19 protein-coding genes are annotated in these 15,309 nt (G+C 65.1%); 4 read left to right on the forward strand and 15 right to left on the reverse strand.

What is annotated here, in order from left to right; genetic code table 11:
- Positions 1-3: 3 nt before the first annotated feature.
- The 13 genes from ON00_RS19930 to ON00_RS14945 form a co-directional block, all read right to left on the reverse strand.
- Positions 4-387, reverse strand: coding sequence for a hypothetical protein (locus ON00_RS19930; RefSeq protein WP_010407083.1), 384 nt, complete (start codon positions 385-387; stop codon positions 4-6).
- Positions 384-791: a hypothetical protein gene (locus ON00_RS14890; RefSeq protein ID WP_010407084.1), complete on the reverse strand. Its 408-nt coding sequence runs from the start codon at positions 789-791 to the stop codon at positions 384-386. The genes ON00_RS19930 and ON00_RS14890 overlap by 4 nt, the downstream gene beginning before the upstream one ends.
- A gap of 56 nt (positions 792-847) precedes the next feature.
- Positions 848-1,576: a hydroxyacylglutathione hydrolase gene (gene gloB, locus ON00_RS14895; protein WP_010407085.1), complete on the reverse strand. Its 729-nt coding sequence runs from the start codon at positions 1,574-1,576 to the stop codon at positions 848-850.
- The gene (locus tag ON00_RS14900) at positions 1,576-1,989 is read right to left on the reverse strand and encodes a VOC family protein (RefSeq protein ID WP_010407086.1); all 414 of its coding nucleotides are present in this window, start codon (positions 1,987-1,989) and stop codon (positions 1,576-1,578) included. The genes gloB and ON00_RS14900 overlap by 1 nt, the downstream gene beginning before the upstream one ends.
- Positions 1,990-2,046: 57 nt before the next feature.
- On the reverse strand, positions 2,047-2,811 hold the full coding sequence (locus ON00_RS14905; protein ID WP_010407087.1) for a tetratricopeptide repeat protein: 765 nt from the start codon (positions 2,809-2,811) through the stop codon (positions 2,047-2,049).
- Positions 2,808-3,539: an alpha/beta fold hydrolase gene (locus ON00_RS14910; RefSeq protein ID WP_010407089.1), complete on the reverse strand. Its 732-nt coding sequence runs from the start codon at positions 3,537-3,539 to the stop codon at positions 2,808-2,810. The genes ON00_RS14905 and ON00_RS14910 overlap by 4 nt, the downstream gene beginning before the upstream one ends.
- A 58-nt stretch (positions 3,540-3,597) precedes the next feature.
- Positions 3,598-4,524 (reverse strand): alpha/beta fold hydrolase, encoded by a 927-nt coding sequence (locus ON00_RS14915; RefSeq protein WP_010407091.1) that lies wholly within the window; start codon positions 4,522-4,524, stop codon positions 3,598-3,600.
- Entirely contained in the window at positions 4,521-4,730 is a 210-nt protein-coding gene (locus ON00_RS14920) for a helix-turn-helix transcriptional regulator (protein ID WP_010407093.1), read from the reverse strand. The genes ON00_RS14915 and ON00_RS14920 overlap by 4 nt, the downstream gene beginning before the upstream one ends.
- Positions 4,727-5,140: a hypothetical protein gene (locus ON00_RS14925; protein ID WP_010407095.1), complete on the reverse strand. Its 414-nt coding sequence runs from the start codon at positions 5,138-5,140 to the stop codon at positions 4,727-4,729. The genes ON00_RS14920 and ON00_RS14925 overlap by 4 nt, the downstream gene beginning before the upstream one ends.
- Entirely contained in the window at positions 5,137-5,544 is a 408-nt protein-coding gene (locus ON00_RS14930) for a hypothetical protein (protein WP_010407099.1), read from the reverse strand. Before ON00_RS14930 ends, ON00_RS14925 begins: the two co-directional genes overlap by 4 nt.
- 153 nt (positions 5,545-5,697) lie before the next feature.
- Positions 5,698-7,317, reverse strand: coding sequence for an NAD(P)/FAD-dependent oxidoreductase (locus ON00_RS14935; protein ID WP_010407102.1), 1,620 nt, complete (start codon positions 7,315-7,317; stop codon positions 5,698-5,700).
- 121 nt (positions 7,318-7,438) lie between these two features.
- The gene (locus tag ON00_RS14940) at positions 7,439-7,693 is read right to left on the reverse strand and encodes a DUF6356 family protein (RefSeq protein ID WP_010407103.1); all 255 of its coding nucleotides are present in this window, start codon (positions 7,691-7,693) and stop codon (positions 7,439-7,441) included.
- A 19-nt stretch (positions 7,694-7,712) separates the two neighbouring features.
- Complete coding sequence (locus tag ON00_RS14945) at positions 7,713-9,122, reverse strand: UDP-N-acetylmuramate--L-alanine ligase (RefSeq protein WP_010407105.1); 1,410 nt, start codon at positions 9,120-9,122, stop codon at positions 7,713-7,715.
- 45 nt (positions 9,123-9,167) lie between these two features.
- On the opposite strand from ON00_RS14945, the gene ON00_RS14950 reads away from it, so the two are divergent.
- Positions 9,168-9,983 carry an LD-carboxypeptidase gene (locus ON00_RS14950; RefSeq protein ID WP_010407107.1) on the forward strand — a complete coding sequence of 272 codons (816 nt, stop codon included), beginning with the start codon at positions 9,168-9,170 and terminating at the stop codon, positions 9,981-9,983.
- Here the strand turns inward: ON00_RS14950 and ON00_RS14955 are convergent.
- Complete coding sequence (locus ON00_RS14955) at positions 9,980-10,321, reverse strand: hypothetical protein (RefSeq protein ID WP_245535583.1); 342 nt, start codon at positions 10,319-10,321, stop codon at positions 9,980-9,982. The genes ON00_RS14950 and ON00_RS14955 overlap by 4 nt on opposite strands.
- A 401-nt stretch (positions 10,322-10,722) precedes the next feature.
- Here ON00_RS14955 and ON00_RS14960 point away from each other — a divergent pair, with 401 nt between their 5' ends.
- From ON00_RS14960 to infC, 3 genes are all read left to right on the forward strand, one after another.
- A complete protein-coding gene (locus tag ON00_RS14960; protein WP_010407110.1) occupies positions 10,723-11,964 on the forward strand; it encodes a methyl-accepting chemotaxis protein in 1,242 nt (413 codons plus the stop codon).
- Between the two features lie 102 nt (positions 11,965-12,066).
- Positions 12,067-14,070: a threonine--tRNA ligase gene (thrS, locus tag ON00_RS14965; protein ID WP_010407112.1), complete on the forward strand. Its 2,004-nt coding sequence runs from the start codon at positions 12,067-12,069 to the stop codon at positions 14,068-14,070.
- Positions 14,071-14,298: 228 nt separating this feature from the next.
- Positions 14,299-14,802 carry a translation initiation factor IF-3 gene (gene infC / locus ON00_RS14970; RefSeq protein WP_231565245.1) on the forward strand — a complete coding sequence of 168 codons (504 nt, stop codon included), beginning with the start codon at positions 14,299-14,301 and terminating at the stop codon, positions 14,800-14,802.
- A 33-nt stretch (positions 14,803-14,835) separates the two neighbouring features.
- On the opposite strand, the gene ON00_RS14975 is transcribed toward infC, so the two are convergent.
- Positions 14,836-15,219: a VOC family protein gene (locus ON00_RS14975; protein WP_010407116.1), complete on the reverse strand. Its 384-nt coding sequence runs from the start codon at positions 15,217-15,219 to the stop codon at positions 14,836-14,838.
- Between the last annotated feature and the right edge of the window lie 90 nt (positions 15,220-15,309).

The raw sequence follows: 15,309 nt of genomic DNA on the forward strand, positions 1-15,309 counted from the left end.
GCTTTACTTAGCCCCGCTTGGCTTGACCTTGTCCCACGGCACGAACGCGCCCAGGCGACAGCGCTGGCCGGGGATGCCGATGCCTGAGCGTTCGAGCGTGTAGAACAGGTCGCCACGGCATAATTGACCGCCAAACACCTCGGTCACCACGATCACGTCGTTGTCGAGGCCGGGGCAGGCGTCGGGCAAGTCGTTGCGCCAGATGCGTCCGCCGTCGCGGTACAGCAACGTGTGATCGTCGATGACCTGCGGGCTGCCGATCCGGCTGGTCGACAGGCACGTCTCGGCGTTCCCCGCCACGCGCCCGGCCAAGGCCTTATCAAGATCCTTGCTGTCCGATGCCATCATCGTGGCCAGCGCGGACACGAGCAGGGCAGTGCGGATCATGGTTTGCGGTACGGGATGAAGTCGCCAAAGCTGCAGCTGCCGCTCGGGATATGGCTGGTCAAATCGACGGTGCGGACGATATCGCCACGGCAAAGCTGGCTGCCAAAGGTCTTGGTCACGATCGCATCGCCATTCCGCAGCCCAAAGCAGCCGCCGCCGGTATCGGTGCGCATGATGTCGTTGCGGCCGTTCTTGTACAGGATGGTGTCGCCGACGCGGGCGGTGTCGCGGTAGCGGATCGGGTCGATGCAGGTCTGCGGCTTGCCCGGCACCAGCCCGGCGAGCTGCTTGTCGAGCTCGACCTTATCCTGTGCGGCCTGGCGCGCCTGATAGCCCTTGGTGTCGGCGGAAAGTGCGGCGGTCCCGCCGATCAGCAACGCGGCGGGCAGAAGGAATCGGTACATGGCAACGGTCCTTTTCACAGCATCTGCCCCCGCATCATCTTTACGCCAATTCGCGATTAAAAAACATCCTTTGCCGCGCGGCGCTCGGCCAGTTGCTCGGCCGAGCTGGCGCGCAGGAAGGGGTTGGTGGCCAGCTCCAGTGCGATCGTGGTCGGCACGGTCGGCTCACCCGCCGCACGCTTGGCATCGACGTCCTTCATGCGTTCGGCGACCGCCGTATTGTCGGGTTCGGCGGCGGCGGCATAGCGGCCGTTCGACTGGGTATATTCATGCGCGCAGAACACGATCGTCTCGGGCGGCAAAACGGCGAGGCGCTGCATGTTGGCGAACATCTGCGCCGGGCCCCCTTCGAACAGGCGCCCGCAGCCCATTGCGAACAGCGTATCACCGCTGAACAGCAGTGCATCGTCGGCCATGTGGAACACAATGTGCCCGGCGGTGTGCCCCGGCGTTTCGATCACGCGCGCGACGTGGGTTCCGATCTTGACGCTGTCGCCCTCGCGCAGGCCGTAGTCGAGCGTGGGGATCTTGTCGGCTTCGGCCGCCGGGCCGCTGACGGTTGCACCCAGCGCCTTGATCTCGGCATTGCCGTTGGTGTGGTCGGGGTGCCAGTGCGTGTTCCAAATCTGCGAAATGGTCCAGCCGCGCGCATTCGCCGCCGCCAGAACCGGGGCCGCCTCGCTTGGATCGACCACGACGGTTTCATTGGCAACGGCGTCGTGCAGCAGCCACACATAATTGTCGTCGAGCGCGGGCACGCGGACGATGTCGAGCGTGGTTGCCATTACCATTCTCCGGTGTTGGGCATCGACGCCCAGGGCTCGGCGGGGGCGAGCACGCCGTCCTGCAGCAGCTCGATCGAGATATTGTCGGGCGTGCGCACGAACGCCATGTGGCCGTCGCGCGGCGGGCGGTTGATCGTCACGCCGCCGTCCATCAGGCGCTGGCACGTCTCGTAAATGTTATCGACCTGATAAGCGAGATGGCCGAAATTGCGCCCGCCCGTATAGGGCTCCGGGTCCCAATTGTGCGTCAGTTCGACTTGTGCGCTGTGATCGCCGGGGGCGGCGAGGAAGATCAGCGTGAAGCGGCCCTTCTCATTGTCGAAGCGGCGCACTTCCTCCAGCCCGAGCAATTTGAAGAAGTCGATCGTCGCGACCGGGTCGGTCACGCGAATCATCGTGTGGAGATATTTCATCGGCGCACTCCTACAGGCTTTGCCGCCCAAATAGGCATGCGCGGCGGCAAGCGCCAGCTACGGTTTGGCGTCGAATTGCGTAAGCGCCGCCGCCGCTGCCTTTCCGGGGGCGCTATCGGGACGCAGCGTCACCGCCTGATGCCAGGCCGCTTTGGCCCCGGCTTCATCCCCGGCCAGTGCGGCGATGTTGCCCGCCTCCAGCTGTACCGCAGGATCGTCGCCGCCCAGCCGCAAGGCCTCGGCGATGTCCTTCTTGGCGCGCGGCACTTCCTGCATCCGCCGTGCGAGCGTTGCCGACAGCAGCCACGCCAGCGGATCGGTCGGCACTTCGGTTAGCGCATGGTCGATGTCGTCGCGCGCATTTTCCATGTCGTCGCCCGCCACCATCGCGCGCGCGCGGTCGAGATGCGCTTCGCCCAGCGACAGGCCAGTCAGCGTGCCGGTGGCCAGCGCGGCATCGAGCGCGCTGCGCGCCTTGGAGGCATCGCCCGCTGCAAGCCAGGCATTGCCCGCCTGCGCCCAGTAATTGACGGCTTGCTTGTCCTTGGCCCGCTCCGCGCCGGTTGCCGCTTTCTCGAAGGCGGCAGCAGCAGCGGACCAGCGTTGTTCGCGGCTATAGGCCATGCCCAGGCATTGGCTGGCGAGAAAGTCGCCGCCCGCCAACGCCCATTGCCCCGCTTCGGCCTCGGCGGCGGCGGGGTTGGTGGTCGACAGCGCCAGGCAGCGGTCATAGCGGTCGGCACTGGGGGCAGCGGGGCCGGTTGGCCCGGTGGCGGTGCTTTGCGCAAGCGCAGCGGCGGCAAGCAGGGGCAGCAGGATCATAAAGCGCGCGTCACATCCTCGACCGCGGCGATCAGCAAGGCGAGGTCCGCCTCGCGCGACAGCCGGTGATCCCCGTCCTTGATCAGCGTAACCTGCACCTTGGCTGAACGGATCACCTCGGCCAGGCGGATGGTCCGGTTGGCGGGCACCTCGGCATCGGCCATGCCGTGCAGCAGCCGCACCGGCACGTCGATCGGGAGCCCGGAGAACAGCACGCGGTTGGCCTCGCCCGATTGCCAGAAGGCACGGGTATAGACCATCGGCAAATCGGCATAGCGCCCGACCTTCTCCAGCCGCCCTTCGGACAGGATCTGCAGTTTCTCGTCGACGGTGAAGCCCCAGTCGGTGAAATCGGGCGCAGGCGCAATGCCGACCAAGGCGGCAACCTTTTCGGGATGATCGCGCGCGACCAGCAGCATCAGCCACCCGCCGAGCGACGATCCGACCAGCACGGCGGGGCCTTCGACCAGTTGATCCAGCATCGCCAGCACATCGTCGCGCCAACCGGCGAGCGTCTGTTCCTCGAACGCCCCCGCGCTTTGCCCGCACCCGCCATAATCGAACCGCAGATAGGCATGGCCGGTGCGCTTGGCCCAGGCTTCCAGCGCGAGCGCCTTGGTGCCTTCCATGTCCGAACCATAACCGGGCAGGAACACGACGGTGGGGCCGGTGCCCTCGGTCAGATGATAAGCGAGGGCGGGGCGAGCGGGGGGCGACGTGTCGGTCATGGCGGCGGGCTTAGCCGAAGATCGGGGGAGGGGAAATCGTGGGTTTGCGTCGCCGCCCTTACTTCCCCGCAACAAACGCGATCACTGCCGCCTTGAATGCCTCTGGTTGATCGAGCATCACCATATGACCGCTGTCGCCGATATCGACATAGCTGATGTGCGGTGCTGCGGCATATTGCTTGCGGTAGAACGGATCGGCCATCGCCTTGGTTGGGCGCGCCGCATTCCACGGGTAGAGCAGCGTCATCGGCGTGGTGATCGACCCCAGTACCGGGCGCAGATCGGTGGTCAGGTCCTCATACATCGCTTGCGCGGTCACGCGCGGGTCAGCGGCCTTGGCCCAGGCGGTCATGCGGGCGATGCTGCTGGGCTTGATCGCAAGGCCCCGCGTTTGCGCTGCCACCGCTGCATCACTCGGCACCGTGCCATAACTGGCGGCGATGGCGTCGCGCATTTTGGCGGCTTGCGGCGCGACCATATCGGGGGTGGGGTCGATCCCCGGCGGGGCCATCAGCACCGCGAAATAGGGGAGCGAGTCGACGATCATCAACCGCGCAAGGTCGCCCGGATGCGCCTTGGCCAGCATCAGGCCGACCAGCCCGCCCATCGAATGGCCGATCACCAGCGCGCCCTGCAGTTTCTCGCGCGCGATATAGCCGTCGAGATCGGCGACGATACCGTCGAGCACGCCGGGCTGCAGATTGGCCCCGGGATCGTCGCCGCCAAAACCGTTGACCTGCACCAGGATCACGCGGTGCGTCTTGGCCAGTTCGGGCGCAACATCGTCCCACACCGCGCGCGGGGAGGCGAGGCCGGGGATCAGGATCACCGGACTGCCCTTGCCCATGGTGATGATCGAAAGGTGCGGCAGGCGCTGCTCGGCTGTCGTTGCCACCTGTGCCCCCGTCGGGGCGGCCTGCGTCGGCGTGGCGGGCAGCAGCAGCGCCAGCGCGGCGATCAAAGCGGTTTTGCGGGCAGACATCATGCGGCGTCTCCTTTGGAGGGGCTTACGAAAATGGCTTCGATCGGAAGCGCGAACAATTCAGCGATGCGGAAGGCGAGCGGGAGCGAGGGATCGTAGCGCCCGGTCTCGATCGCGTTGACGCTCTGGCGCGATACCTCCAGCCGCTCGGCCAGGTCGCCCTGGCTCCAGCCCCGCTCGGCGCGCAGCACCTTGAGGCGGTTGATCACCGCATCGCCCTCCGCTCGCTCGCGGTGACGATCAGCGCGCCGATTCCCTGGCACGGGAACCACGCCAACGGCACGGCAAACAGCGGCAGGTGCGGCGCGGCGGCATAGGTTTCCAGAAAGCCCCACGCCGTGGCGGCCATCATCACGATTCCGGTCGCGATCAGCGCCTTCCGAATTTCGAGCAGGCGGATATATTCGTCGCGCAGCTCGACGAAAAACTGCCCGTAGAACCAGAAGACCATCGACAAGGGAAACGCGGGCAATAACGCGATCAGCCACAGCGCTGGCCCGGTCGGGCGCAACCACGCGATCAGGAACGGCAGGGCGACGATCAGCGCCAGATAGACGATCATCGTGGGGATGACTCGGCGGACATAGGCCAATTCGGCGGGATCGCGATCGCGGGTCACAGCGCGGCATCCGCGCCGAACAGCCGGTTGGCGCACCGGCCAAGCCCAAGCCCGCCAAACCACAGGACTGCTACGTAAAAAGGCTCGATATGGCCAACCAGATCGAAGGCCTCCAGAAACCCCCACAGCGTCGCTGCACTCAGCGCGAAACCACTGGCCCATAACGTCTGGCGGACCATCAGCATCCGCAGATATTCATCCTGTTCCTCGACCAAATACCGGCCGATCGCGACAAACACGCCGATGATCGCCAAAGCCGGTAGCGTGCCCACGATCCATGCGACGGGGCCGGAAACCAGCTGGTGCTTGAAGCAATACACCGCGCTGCACAGCGTGAGTGCGTAGAGCAGCGCCAACCAGATCGTGCGGGTTCGGTAATGGCGCATGGCAGGGGTGCGTGACATGGAAAGCATCCTTTCACTCTTGTGAAGGGTGCTTTACAGTCAAGTTTCCTTGTCTGTCAAGTGAGCTTTCCCATTCGGACGGTCGCCGAGACACACCCGTCCCCCGGCACAGGGCCGGGGTGACGAAGCAGGATGATTTCAACTTACGTAGGTTTAGACACGCAACGCCTGCGCCACCGCCTCCGCCACCTTGATCCCGTCCACCGCCGCCGACAAAATCCCACCGGCATAGCCAGCGCCTTCGCCCGCCGGGAATAGCCCCGCCGTATTGAGGCTCTGGAAATCGTCACCGCGCGTGATGCGCACCGGGGCGGAGGTGCGCGTCTCCACGCCAGTCAGCACCGCGTCGGGATGGTCATAGCCGGGGATCTCACGCCCGAACTGGACCAGCGCCTCGCGCATCGCGGTGATGACGAATTCGGGCAGGCACAGCGCCAGATCGGTCATCGTCACGCCGGGGCGATAGGAGGGGGTGACGCTGCCGAGCTTGGTCGAGGGGCGACCGGCGAGGAAGTCACCCAGCAATTGCGCGGGCGCGTGATAGTTGGAGCCACCGGCGACGAAGGCGCGTTCCTCGATCTGGCGTTGCAGCGCGATACCCGCCAGCGGATGCTCGGGATAGTCGCGCTCGGGGTCGATGCCGACCACCATGCCGGAATTGGCGTTGCGCTCGTTGCGCGAATACTGGCTCATGCCGTTGGTCGCGACGCGCCCTTCCTCGGACGTCGCCGCCACCACCGTGCCGCCGGGGCACATGCAGAAGCTGTAGGCGGTGCGCCCGTTCTTGGCATGGTGCGAGATGTGATATTCGGCCGCCCCCAAAATCGGGTGCCCGGCATTGGGGCCGAAGCGCGCCTGGTCGATCCACGATTGCGGATGCTCGATGCGCACGCCGATCGAGAAGGGCTTGGCCTCGACATGCACGCCCTCGGCATGGAGCATATGGAAGGTATCGCGCGCGCTATGGCCGACCGCGAGCACGACCTGTTCGGCGGCGAGATAATCGCCGGTGTGCAACTGCAGCCCGCGCACGCGCCGCGCGCCTTTGTCGTCGGTGGCGACATCGATGCCGTCGACGCGCGTCTCGAAACGATATTCGCCGCCCAGCGCCTCGATCGTCGCGCGCATGCTCTCGACCATCGTGACCAGGCGGAAGGTGCCGATATGCGGGTGCGCCTCGGTCAGGATTTCGGGCGGGGCACCGGCTTTGACGAATTCGGTCAGCACCTTGCGGTCGAGATGGCGCGGGTCCTTGATCCGGCTGTAGAGCTTGCCGTCGGAAAAGGTGCCGGCGCCGCCTTCGCCGAACTGCACATTGCTTTCGGGGTTGAGCGCGCTGCGCCGCCACAGGCCCCACGTGTCCTTGGTGCGTTCGCGCACCACCTTGCCGCGATCGAGGATGATCGGGCGGAAGCCCATTTGCGCGAGGATCAGCCCGGCGAACAGCCCGCATGGCCCTGCGCCGATCACCACCGGGCGCGGGCCGCTCCAGCCTTCGGGGGCCTTGGCGACGAATTTGTAGGCGGTGTTGGGGGTTGGCTGGACATGCTTGTCCTTCTTGAAGCGCGCCAGCACGGGCGCTTCGTCGCGGACGTTCACATCGACCGAATAGACCAATTGGATGTCGGTCTTGTCGCGCGCGTCATGCGCGCGGCGGGCAATGGTGTAGCGCACCAGATCGCGTGGGGTGATGCGCAACCGCTGGCGGATCGCGGCGGCGAGTTCTTCGTCGGCATGGTGAAGCGGGAGCTTGAGGTCGGTGATGCGCAGCATCGCGTCGCCATAGCGGGGAAGCGAACTTTCGGGAACTGCGTTCCTCCCCGGCACGGGGAGGGGGCTCACCGCAAACGGTGCGCTCGCGGAGGTCCCCCTCCCCGTGCCGAAGAGGATAACGTTAGATCACATATTCGACCGTGCGGCGCTGCAGTTCATCCGCCATCACCGCTGCACGCTTTTCGACGATGCGCTTGTTCAGGCGCAGCACGGTCTGGCTGCCGGTGGTCTTGAACGCGGCGGGCACGAAGGCATGGACCAGGCATGCCAAGCCGCCGCCAACCAGCTCGATGCCAAAGCGCGAGGCAACGCCGAAATGCTCGGCATAGCTCTCGCCAACGGCGGCGGGGTGATCGAGGAACAGGCGGCGAAACATAAAGCGGCTCCTTGGCAACTCAGGCGACCTTGAGCGCGATTTGTGGCAGCATGTCGGCGGCCAACTGGCTCAGCGTGTCGTCCCGCGCCCCCATTACCACAATCCGGTCGCCGGGTCGCGCTTGCTCGACGAGCCAGGCGGCGGCCTGTGCGCGGTCGGCGATGTGGTGGGCCTGCGCACCGATGTCGCGGGCGATGTCGGCGCTGGTCACCTCCCGTGCGACGGTGCCGCCTTGATAGACCGGATCGGGCAGCACCAGCAGGTCGTCCGGGGCGAGCGCGCGGCGGAACATCGCGACCAATTCGGCGCGCATGACTTTGAGCGGACCATAGCCGTGCGGTTGGAAAAGCACGCCCAAACGGCCCGAAAAGGCGTGCAAAGTCTCCAAAGTTGCTTCGATTTTGTCCGGATTATGCCCGAAATCGTCGATAATGGTCACGTTTTGGCATGTTCCAACGCGCTCGAAGCGTCGTTTGAGTCCGGTGAACCCGGCAAGCGCGGCGATCGCCTGATCCAGCGGGACGCTCGCCGCGCGCGCCGCGCCGATCGCCGCGAGTGCATTCGCGACATTGTGCCGACCCGGCACCGCCAACCGCACCGGATGCGTCGCGCCATCGACGTGCAGGTCGAACGCGATCGCGAAGGGTTCGGGCTGGAGGTTGCGCGCGCTGAGATCGGCGTCGGCTTCGACCGCGAAGGTGACCAGCCGCGCCCGGTCGAGCGTCGTCGCCAGCGCCGCGGTTTCGGCATCGCCGACATTGAGGATGGTGGTCTCGGCTTTCGCAGCGAAATCGGCGAACAGCGCGCGCAATTCCTCCAGCGACTTGTGGTCGAGGCTGACATTGTTGAGCACCGCGATCTTGGGCGTGTAGAGCGCGATCGAGCCGTCGCTCTCATCGACTTCGCTGACGAAGGCCGGGCCATCACCGACCAGCGCGCTGGCAAAGGGCGCGTCGGGCGAGGCGAAATTCTTCATCACCGCGCCGTTCATCACGGTCGGATCGCGCCCGCAGGCGTGGAGGATCCAGCCGATCATGCCCGTCACGGTCGATTTGCCGCTGGTGCCGGCCACGCCGATCGGCAGGTCGCTCGCGTTGAACAGGGATGCGAGCAATTGCGGGCGGCTCAGCCGCTGCGCGCCGACGCGATCGGCGGCGACGATGTCGGCGACGCTCGGCTCGACCGCGGCCGAGGCGACGACGATCTGCTCGGCCGAGGTGACGCCCGAGCCATCCTGCGGGAACAGCGCCACGCCCTTGGCGGCAAGATCGGCGAATTTGGCGGGCAAGCGCCCGGCATCGAGCGTGCGGTCCGACCCCGCGACGCTCGCCCCGCGCCCGGCCAGGATCATCGCCAGGGGCATCATGCCGCTGCCGCCGATCCCGACGAAGAAATAGGGGGCGGAAAAGTAGGATTTGCCGTTGCTCATGACAGCGGGCTATCCCGACGCCGACTAGAGCGCAACGGAGCAAACATGCGAATTGGGGTGGTGGCACCGGCACGCGGGATCGATGAAGCGCTGGCGTCGCGTGCGCTGGGGCTGGCGGCGGTGGCGATGCCAGAGGTCGATCTGGTGTTCCACCCGCAATGCTTCCTCAGCGACGGGCATTTCGCCGGGTCGGATGCGGTGCGCGCGGCGGCGTTTGTGGAGGTCGCCAACGACCCTGCCTTCGATGCGATCTGGTTCGCGCGCGGCGGTTATGGCTCCAACCGCATCCTGCACAGCGTGATGCCGCAACTGGGCGCGGCGGCGCGGCACAAGACCTATTTGGGGTTTTCCGACATGGGATTCCTGCTCGGCGCGCTGTATGCCGCCAAGGTCGGGCATCCGGTGCATGGGCCGATGGCGTCGGTCGCGGGCAGCGGCGATGGCGGCGCGGCGTTCGCGCGGTCTTTGCTGTGGCTGACCAAGAAGGATCGCAGCGTGCTCGAACCCGGGCTCGACGGGCGACCGGCGGCGGCGTTCAACCTCGCCATCCTGACCGCGCTGATCGGCACGCCGTGGATCCCCGATCTCACCGATCATGTGCTGATCGTCGAGGAAGTGTCCGAGCCGCTCTACCGCGTCGACCGGATGTTGTTCACCATGGCGCATGCCACGCAGTTGAAGGGGCTGGCGGGCGTCCGGCTGGGCGAAGTCAGCGAAGTGCAGGACAATGATCCCCCTTGGGGCGAAAGCCTTGAAACAATGATCACACGCTGGTGCGGCGAGATGCGCGTGCCCTATCTCGGGCGCGCCGAGATCGGCCATGTTCGCAGCAATCGCGTGGTGCCGTTCGGGGTGGCCTAAGCGGCTCGCGCAAAGGCCGGTCGGTCGTCGTCATTGGCGGAGGGCGGAGCGGCGCGCTTGCCGCGCCGCCGCCGTCGCGCGCGCGGCGCGCGGTGCGGCAGGAACCGAGCGATGAGCGTGCGCCAGCCCGCGCCGCCGCGCGTGGCAGCGGCGACCACCGCAGTGGTCAGCACGATGTCGATATAGGTCGACACGTCCCACAGCACGACCAACGCCATGTCGAATGGCCCGGCCATCGCCAGCAGCTCGGCACCGGCGATCAGGATGACCGCCATCAGCGCCAGAAAGATGAGGTGTCGACGCTCGATCCTGCCAAACGCATCGCGTGTGATCCCCACGATACGATCCAGACACCGCGCGGTAGCCGTTTCAGGAAAAAGCCGGAGTACGATGATTGAGTACACCAACAATCCGGTCAGCATCATTCTATTCCCTGGCGAATGGGGCGGCAATTTCTGCCAAAAGCCCTCTGCAATATAGTTGGCCGTGTCAGTAATCCGCAATCGCGGAAACCGATCTCTCATGAGAGACCGGCGCGACGTGCGAAATTTCACAAAAATGTTTCTACAATGCCAAGACAGGCGCCTTCGCAATCCGCGCGAGGACGATCCTTCTAATTCTAAAGTACAATTTCAGGAGGTTCTCCGTGTATTGGTTTAAATCGTCGGCACCCATTCGGTTGAAATTGCTGGTAGCCTTCGGGTTTTTCGTTGGTTTGTTGGCAGTAACCACATGCGCCATGTGGTTGAATCCGAAGGGCGCGTTGCTGGTCGCTATGATTGCGACCGCGGTCGGCCTCGTCATGGCGCATCTCTTCCGCGAGGCTATCGCCGGACCCTATGTCGCGACCGTCGTGCGCATGGAGGGGTTGGCCGCTGGTGACCTCGACTCGCCGATCGAGTTCACCGACTTCACCGACTGTGTCGGGCGCATGACCAAGGCGATGTTCACGTTTCGTGAAAACGCCCAGAAGCAGGTCGTCATGAACGAAGAGCTGGAACGCAATTCGGAAATCAACGCGGTGGTCACCAAGACGATGGTCGCCAAGCTCGGGCGGCTCTCCGATGGCGACCTTACCGTCGATATCACGGAGAACTTCCCCGCAACCTACGCGCCGATGAAGAGCAGCTTCAACGAGGCACTGGGCAATCTTCGCGAGCTGCTTGCCTCGGTGAAATCGAGCGCCAGCAATATTCACAGCGGCTCGAACGAAATCGCCCAGGCGGCAAACGACATCGCCCGCCGCACCGAGAGTACGGCGGCGAGCCTGGAGCAGACCACGGCCGCGATTCAGCAAGTCGATTCGCGGCTCAAGGCGACGGCACTCGCCGCGTCGCAGTCGGTGGAAACGTCCGAGGAGGCCAATGCCGCCGTGCTCGAAGGGCGCGGTCGCACCGATGCCGCCGTGCAGGCGATGACGCGCGTGCTCGACAGCGCCAAGGGCATTGACGATGTGATTGGCGGGCTCGACAAGATCGCGTTCCAGACGCGCGTCCTTGCCATGAATGCGGCGGTCGAAGCGGGGCGGGCGGGCGATGCCGGCCGTGGCTTCGCGGTGGTGGCCGATCTGGTGTCGGCGCTCGCCATGCGCGCCGAGGAAGAGGCCAAGCGCGCGCGAGACCAATTGGGCGTGACTCGGATTGACATCGGAGCCGCCGTGGATGCGGTCCAGCAAGTGGACGAGGCGTTCGGCGTCATCCTCACCTCCGGCGACCGCGTTGCCGTGCTGGCCAAGCAGATCGCCAAGGATAATGAGGCGCAGGCGGGCGCGATCACCGAAGTGAGCAGCGCTGTCCACGCGATCGACCGTTCGACGCAGGAAAATGCCGCGATGGTCGAGGAAACCTCGGCGGCCGCGCGCAATCTGACCGGTGAGGTCGGGCAGTTGTCCGCCCAGGCCGACCGTTTCCAGGTCGAGCAGGGCCGACGGATGCCCTCGCCGACTGCGCTGTTGGCAACGACGGTCAGCGGGAATTGCTGACGGGACCGGCGGGCAGAGGGTGACGGATCGCGCGCGCTTGCTTATATCGACCAGCCCGGCTTAAGCGCCGGGCTCCTATAAGCCAAGAAAGATCCCATCCCGATGTCCGCCCTGTTCCGCATCTCGCTGCCCGACGGTTCCGTCCGTGAGGTAGCCCCGGGGACTACCCCCGCGGATGTGGCCGCAGCGATCGGGCCGGGGCTGGCGAAAGCGGCGATCGCCGCGCGCGTCGATGGCGAATTGCGCGACATTATGCGCCCGTTCGAGGCCGACAGCGCGCTGGCGCTGGTGACCGCGAAGGATGAGGCCGACGCGCTGGAACTGGCGCGGCATGATTATGCGCATGTGCTGGCCGAGGCGGTGCAAAATCTGTTTCCGGGGACGCAGATCACCTTCGGTCCCTCGACCGACGATGGTTTCTATTACGACTTCGCGCCGAAGGATCGCCCGTTCACCGACGAGGATCTGCCCGCGATCGAGGCCGAGATGCGCCGCATCATCGGCAAGGACGAGCCGCTGATCCGCGAAGTGTGGAGCCGCGCCGACCTGATCGCGCGCTGGACCGCGCAGGGCGAAAGCTTCAAGGCCGAATGGGCCGCCGAACTGCCCGAGGGCGAGGAACTGACGGTCTATAAGGCCGGCAAGGGTGACGACGCGTGGCTCGACATGTGCCGCGGGCCGCATCTGGCCTCGACCGGTAAGCTTGATCCGCAAGCGTTCAAACTCACGAGGGTTTCGGGCGCCTATTGGCGCGGCGACCAGAAGAATGCGATGCTCAGCCGCATCTACGGCACCGGCTGGCTGAACAAGAAGCAGCTCGATGCGCATCTGACGATGCTCGAGGAAGCGGCCAAGCGCGACCACCGCAAGATCGGCCAGGAAATGGACCTGTTCCATCTCCAGTCCGAAGCGCAAGGCAGCGTGTTCTGGCACCCCAAGGGCTATATGCTGTGGCGCCAGCTTGAGGCCTATATGCGCCGCCGTCTCGACGCGGCGGGCTATGTCGAGGTGAAAACCCCGCAATTGATGGACGCGCGCCAGTGGGAGCAATCCGGCCATTGGGGCAAATATCGCGAGAACATGTTCGTCGTGCCCGACGAAATTCCGGGCACCGAGGATGACGCGGCGATCTTCAGCGGCACCGCCGATCTGATGGCGCTGAAGCCGATGAACTGCCCGGCGCACGTGCTGATCTTCCGCCAGGGCATCAAGAGCTACCGCGACCTGCCGCTGCGCATGGCTGAATTCGGCTGCTGCCACCGCAACGAGCCGCATGGCGCGCTGCACGGCATCATGCGCGTGCGCCAGTTCACGCAGGATGACGCGCATATCTTCGTGCGTGAGGACCAATTGGTCGCCGAAGTGCAGCAATTCTGCGAATTGCTCGACAGCGTGTACCAGCATCTCGGCTTCTCCGATTATGCCGTGAAACTGGCGCTGCGCCCCGAAAAGCGCTTCGGCAGCGACGCAATGTGGGACAAGGCCGAGGACGAATTGCACCAGGCGGTGCTCGGCTCCAACCTCAGCGAGACGATCAAGGCCAATTTCGAGGAATTGCCGGGCGAGGGGGCGTTCTATGCGCCCAAGCTCGAATTCCATTTGACCGATGCGATCGGGCGGACGTGGCAAGTCGGCACGATCCAGTCGGACCGCGTGCTGCCCGAGCGACTCGACGCCAGCTATGTCGGCGCGGATGGCGAGCGCCACCGCCCGGTGATGCTGCACCGGGCGATTCTGGGCACGTTCGAGCGCTTTATCGGCATTCTGATCGAGCACCATGCCGGGCGCTTCCCGCTATGGCTGGCGCCGGTGCAGGCGGTGGTCGCGACGATCGTGTCCGATGCGGATGGCTATGCCACCGAAGTGGCCGAGAAACTGGCGGCGGCGGGGATCCGCGTCGAGACCGATCTGCGCAACGAGAAGATCAACTATAAGGTGCGCGAACATTCGCTGGCGAAGGTCCCCAACCTGCTCGTGGTCGGCAAGCGCGAGGCCGAAGAGGGCAACGTCGCGCTGCGCCAATTGGGCAGCGAGCGGCAGCAATTCCTGCTGCTCGACGAGGCGATTGCGATGCTGACCGAGGCGGCCAAGGCACCGGACCTGTAAAATCGACGACCACCCCGGCGCAGGCCGGGGCCCAGTTGCGAAGGTTTTTGCAAGGGAGCGTAGCGCTTTCAGCATTAGCCTGTCCGGCTGGGCACCGGACTTCGCCGGGGTGGTATGAGGATCGAACGAGTGCACCTTTCGTTTTGCCCGAAAATCCCCTATATCAGTCCATCAACAACGACAGGAGCTACACCTATCCGTCCTCCCATGACCCGGCAGGCGCCGCCAATGAACGGCCCTCGCTTCAACGAATTCATTGTGTCGTCCAAGGTCCGCGTGATCGATCAGGACGGCGAAAATCTTGGCGTGATGTATACGCGCGAGGCGATGGAGCAGGCGCGCGAGGTCGGTTTGGACCTGGTCGAGGTGTCGCCCAACGCTGATCCGCCCGTCGCCAAGTTCCTTGATGTCGGCAAGTTCAAATATGAGGCGCAGAAGAAGGCGAACCTCGCGCGCAAGTCGCAAAAGACGCAGGAGATCAAAGAGATCAAGATGCGTCCCAACATCGATGACCACGATTACGACACCAAGATGAAAAAGGTGCTCGAGTTCATCGACGAAGGCGACAAGGTCAAGATCACGCTGCGCTTCCGCGGTCGTGAATTGAGCCACGGCCAGCTCGGCATGATCCTGCTGCAGCGCGTTCAGGCCGACGTGGCGGAAACCGCCAAGGTCGAAGCCTATCCGCGCATGGAAGGCCGTCAGATGCTGATGGTGCTCGCGCCCAAATAAGGTTGGGCGGGCAGTGCGCCCGCCCGCTTTGCGTCAGTCTGCAGGGGCCTCCCACAGTTCGATCGGACGGCCTTCCGGATCGTGGATCCGGGCAAACCGGCCCGTTGTCGGGTCGTCCCATTCGGGCTTGGTCAGCACGTCGATTCCGGCACCGGTCAGACTGGCGATCAAGCCGTCCAGGTCCGTCACGCGCAGATTGAGCATGAACTGCCGGTCTGCGGGAAAATAATCGGTATCGGCGGCGAAGGGGGCGAATATGACGGGGCCGCCTTGGGCCTGCCACGACCACGGATCGGGCGTTGCGCCCTCAACCGAAACGCAGCCAGCGCCGACGCCGAGATGATCGCGATACCACGCCGACAGGGCGTCCGGGTCGGTGCTGCGCAAGAATAGGCCGCCAATTCCAAGTACCGGCATGCAATCCTCCTTGTGACAGTGTTTGCCCCGAGGCCCACGGAACGCGGCCATGGCGGCACCGCAAGATATCACCGAATACGAACCGCAAAA

Source organism: Sphingomonas echinoides ATCC 14820, from assembly GCF_000241465.1.
Taxonomy (GTDB): Bacteria; Pseudomonadota; Alphaproteobacteria; order Sphingomonadales; family Sphingomonadaceae; genus Sphingomonas; species Sphingomonas echinoides.

Excerpts from the sequence above, each read along its gene's own strand:
- infC (WP_231565245.1), top strand. The coding sequence starts at position 14,299 with ATGAACGGCCCTCGCTTCAACGAATTCATTGTGTCGTCCAAGGTCCGC.
- ON00_RS14930 (WP_010407099.1), bottom strand. The coding sequence starts at position 5,544 with ATGTCACGCACCCCTGCCATGCGCCATTACCGAACCCGCACGATCTGG.
- ON00_RS14975 (WP_010407116.1), bottom strand. The coding sequence starts at position 15,219 with ATGCCGGTACTTGGAATTGGCGGCCTATTCTTGCGCAGCACCGACCCG.
- ON00_RS14900 (WP_010407086.1), bottom strand. The coding sequence starts at position 1,989 with ATGAAATATCTCCACACGATGATTCGCGTGACCGACCCGGTCGCGACG.
- ON00_RS14945 (WP_010407105.1), bottom strand. The coding sequence starts at position 9,122 with ATGAGCAACGGCAAATCCTACTTTTCCGCCCCCTATTTCTTCGTCGGG.
- ON00_RS14910 (WP_010407089.1), bottom strand. The coding sequence starts at position 3,539 with ATGACCGACACGTCGCCCCCCGCTCGCCCCGCCCTCGCTTATCATCTG.
- ON00_RS19930 (WP_010407083.1), bottom strand. The coding sequence starts at position 387 with ATGATCCGCACTGCCCTGCTCGTGTCCGCGCTGGCCACGATGATGGCA.
- ON00_RS14905 (WP_010407087.1), bottom strand. The coding sequence starts at position 2,811 with ATGATCCTGCTGCCCCTGCTTGCCGCCGCTGCGCTTGCGCAAAGCACC.
- ON00_RS14935 (WP_010407102.1), bottom strand. The coding sequence starts at position 7,317 with ATGCTGCGCATCACCGACCTCAAGCTCCCGCTTCACCATGCCGACGAA.
- thrS (WP_010407112.1), top strand. The coding sequence starts at position 12,067 with ATGTCCGCCCTGTTCCGCATCTCGCTGCCCGACGGTTCCGTCCGTGAG.
- ON00_RS14960 (WP_010407110.1), top strand. The coding sequence starts at position 10,723 with ATGTGGTTGAATCCGAAGGGCGCGTTGCTGGTCGCTATGATTGCGACC.
- ON00_RS14915 (WP_010407091.1), bottom strand. The coding sequence starts at position 4,524 with ATGATGTCTGCCCGCAAAACCGCTTTGATCGCCGCGCTGGCGCTGCTG.
- ON00_RS14950 (WP_010407107.1), top strand. The coding sequence starts at position 9,168 with ATGCGAATTGGGGTGGTGGCACCGGCACGCGGGATCGATGAAGCGCTG.
- gloB (WP_010407085.1), bottom strand. The coding sequence starts at position 1,576 with ATGGCAACCACGCTCGACATCGTCCGCGTGCCCGCGCTCGACGACAAT.
- ON00_RS14890 (WP_010407084.1), bottom strand. The coding sequence starts at position 791 with ATGTACCGATTCCTTCTGCCCGCCGCGTTGCTGATCGGCGGGACCGCC.
- ON00_RS14940 (WP_010407103.1), bottom strand. The coding sequence starts at position 7,693 with ATGTTTCGCCGCCTGTTCCTCGATCACCCCGCCGCCGTTGGCGAGAGC.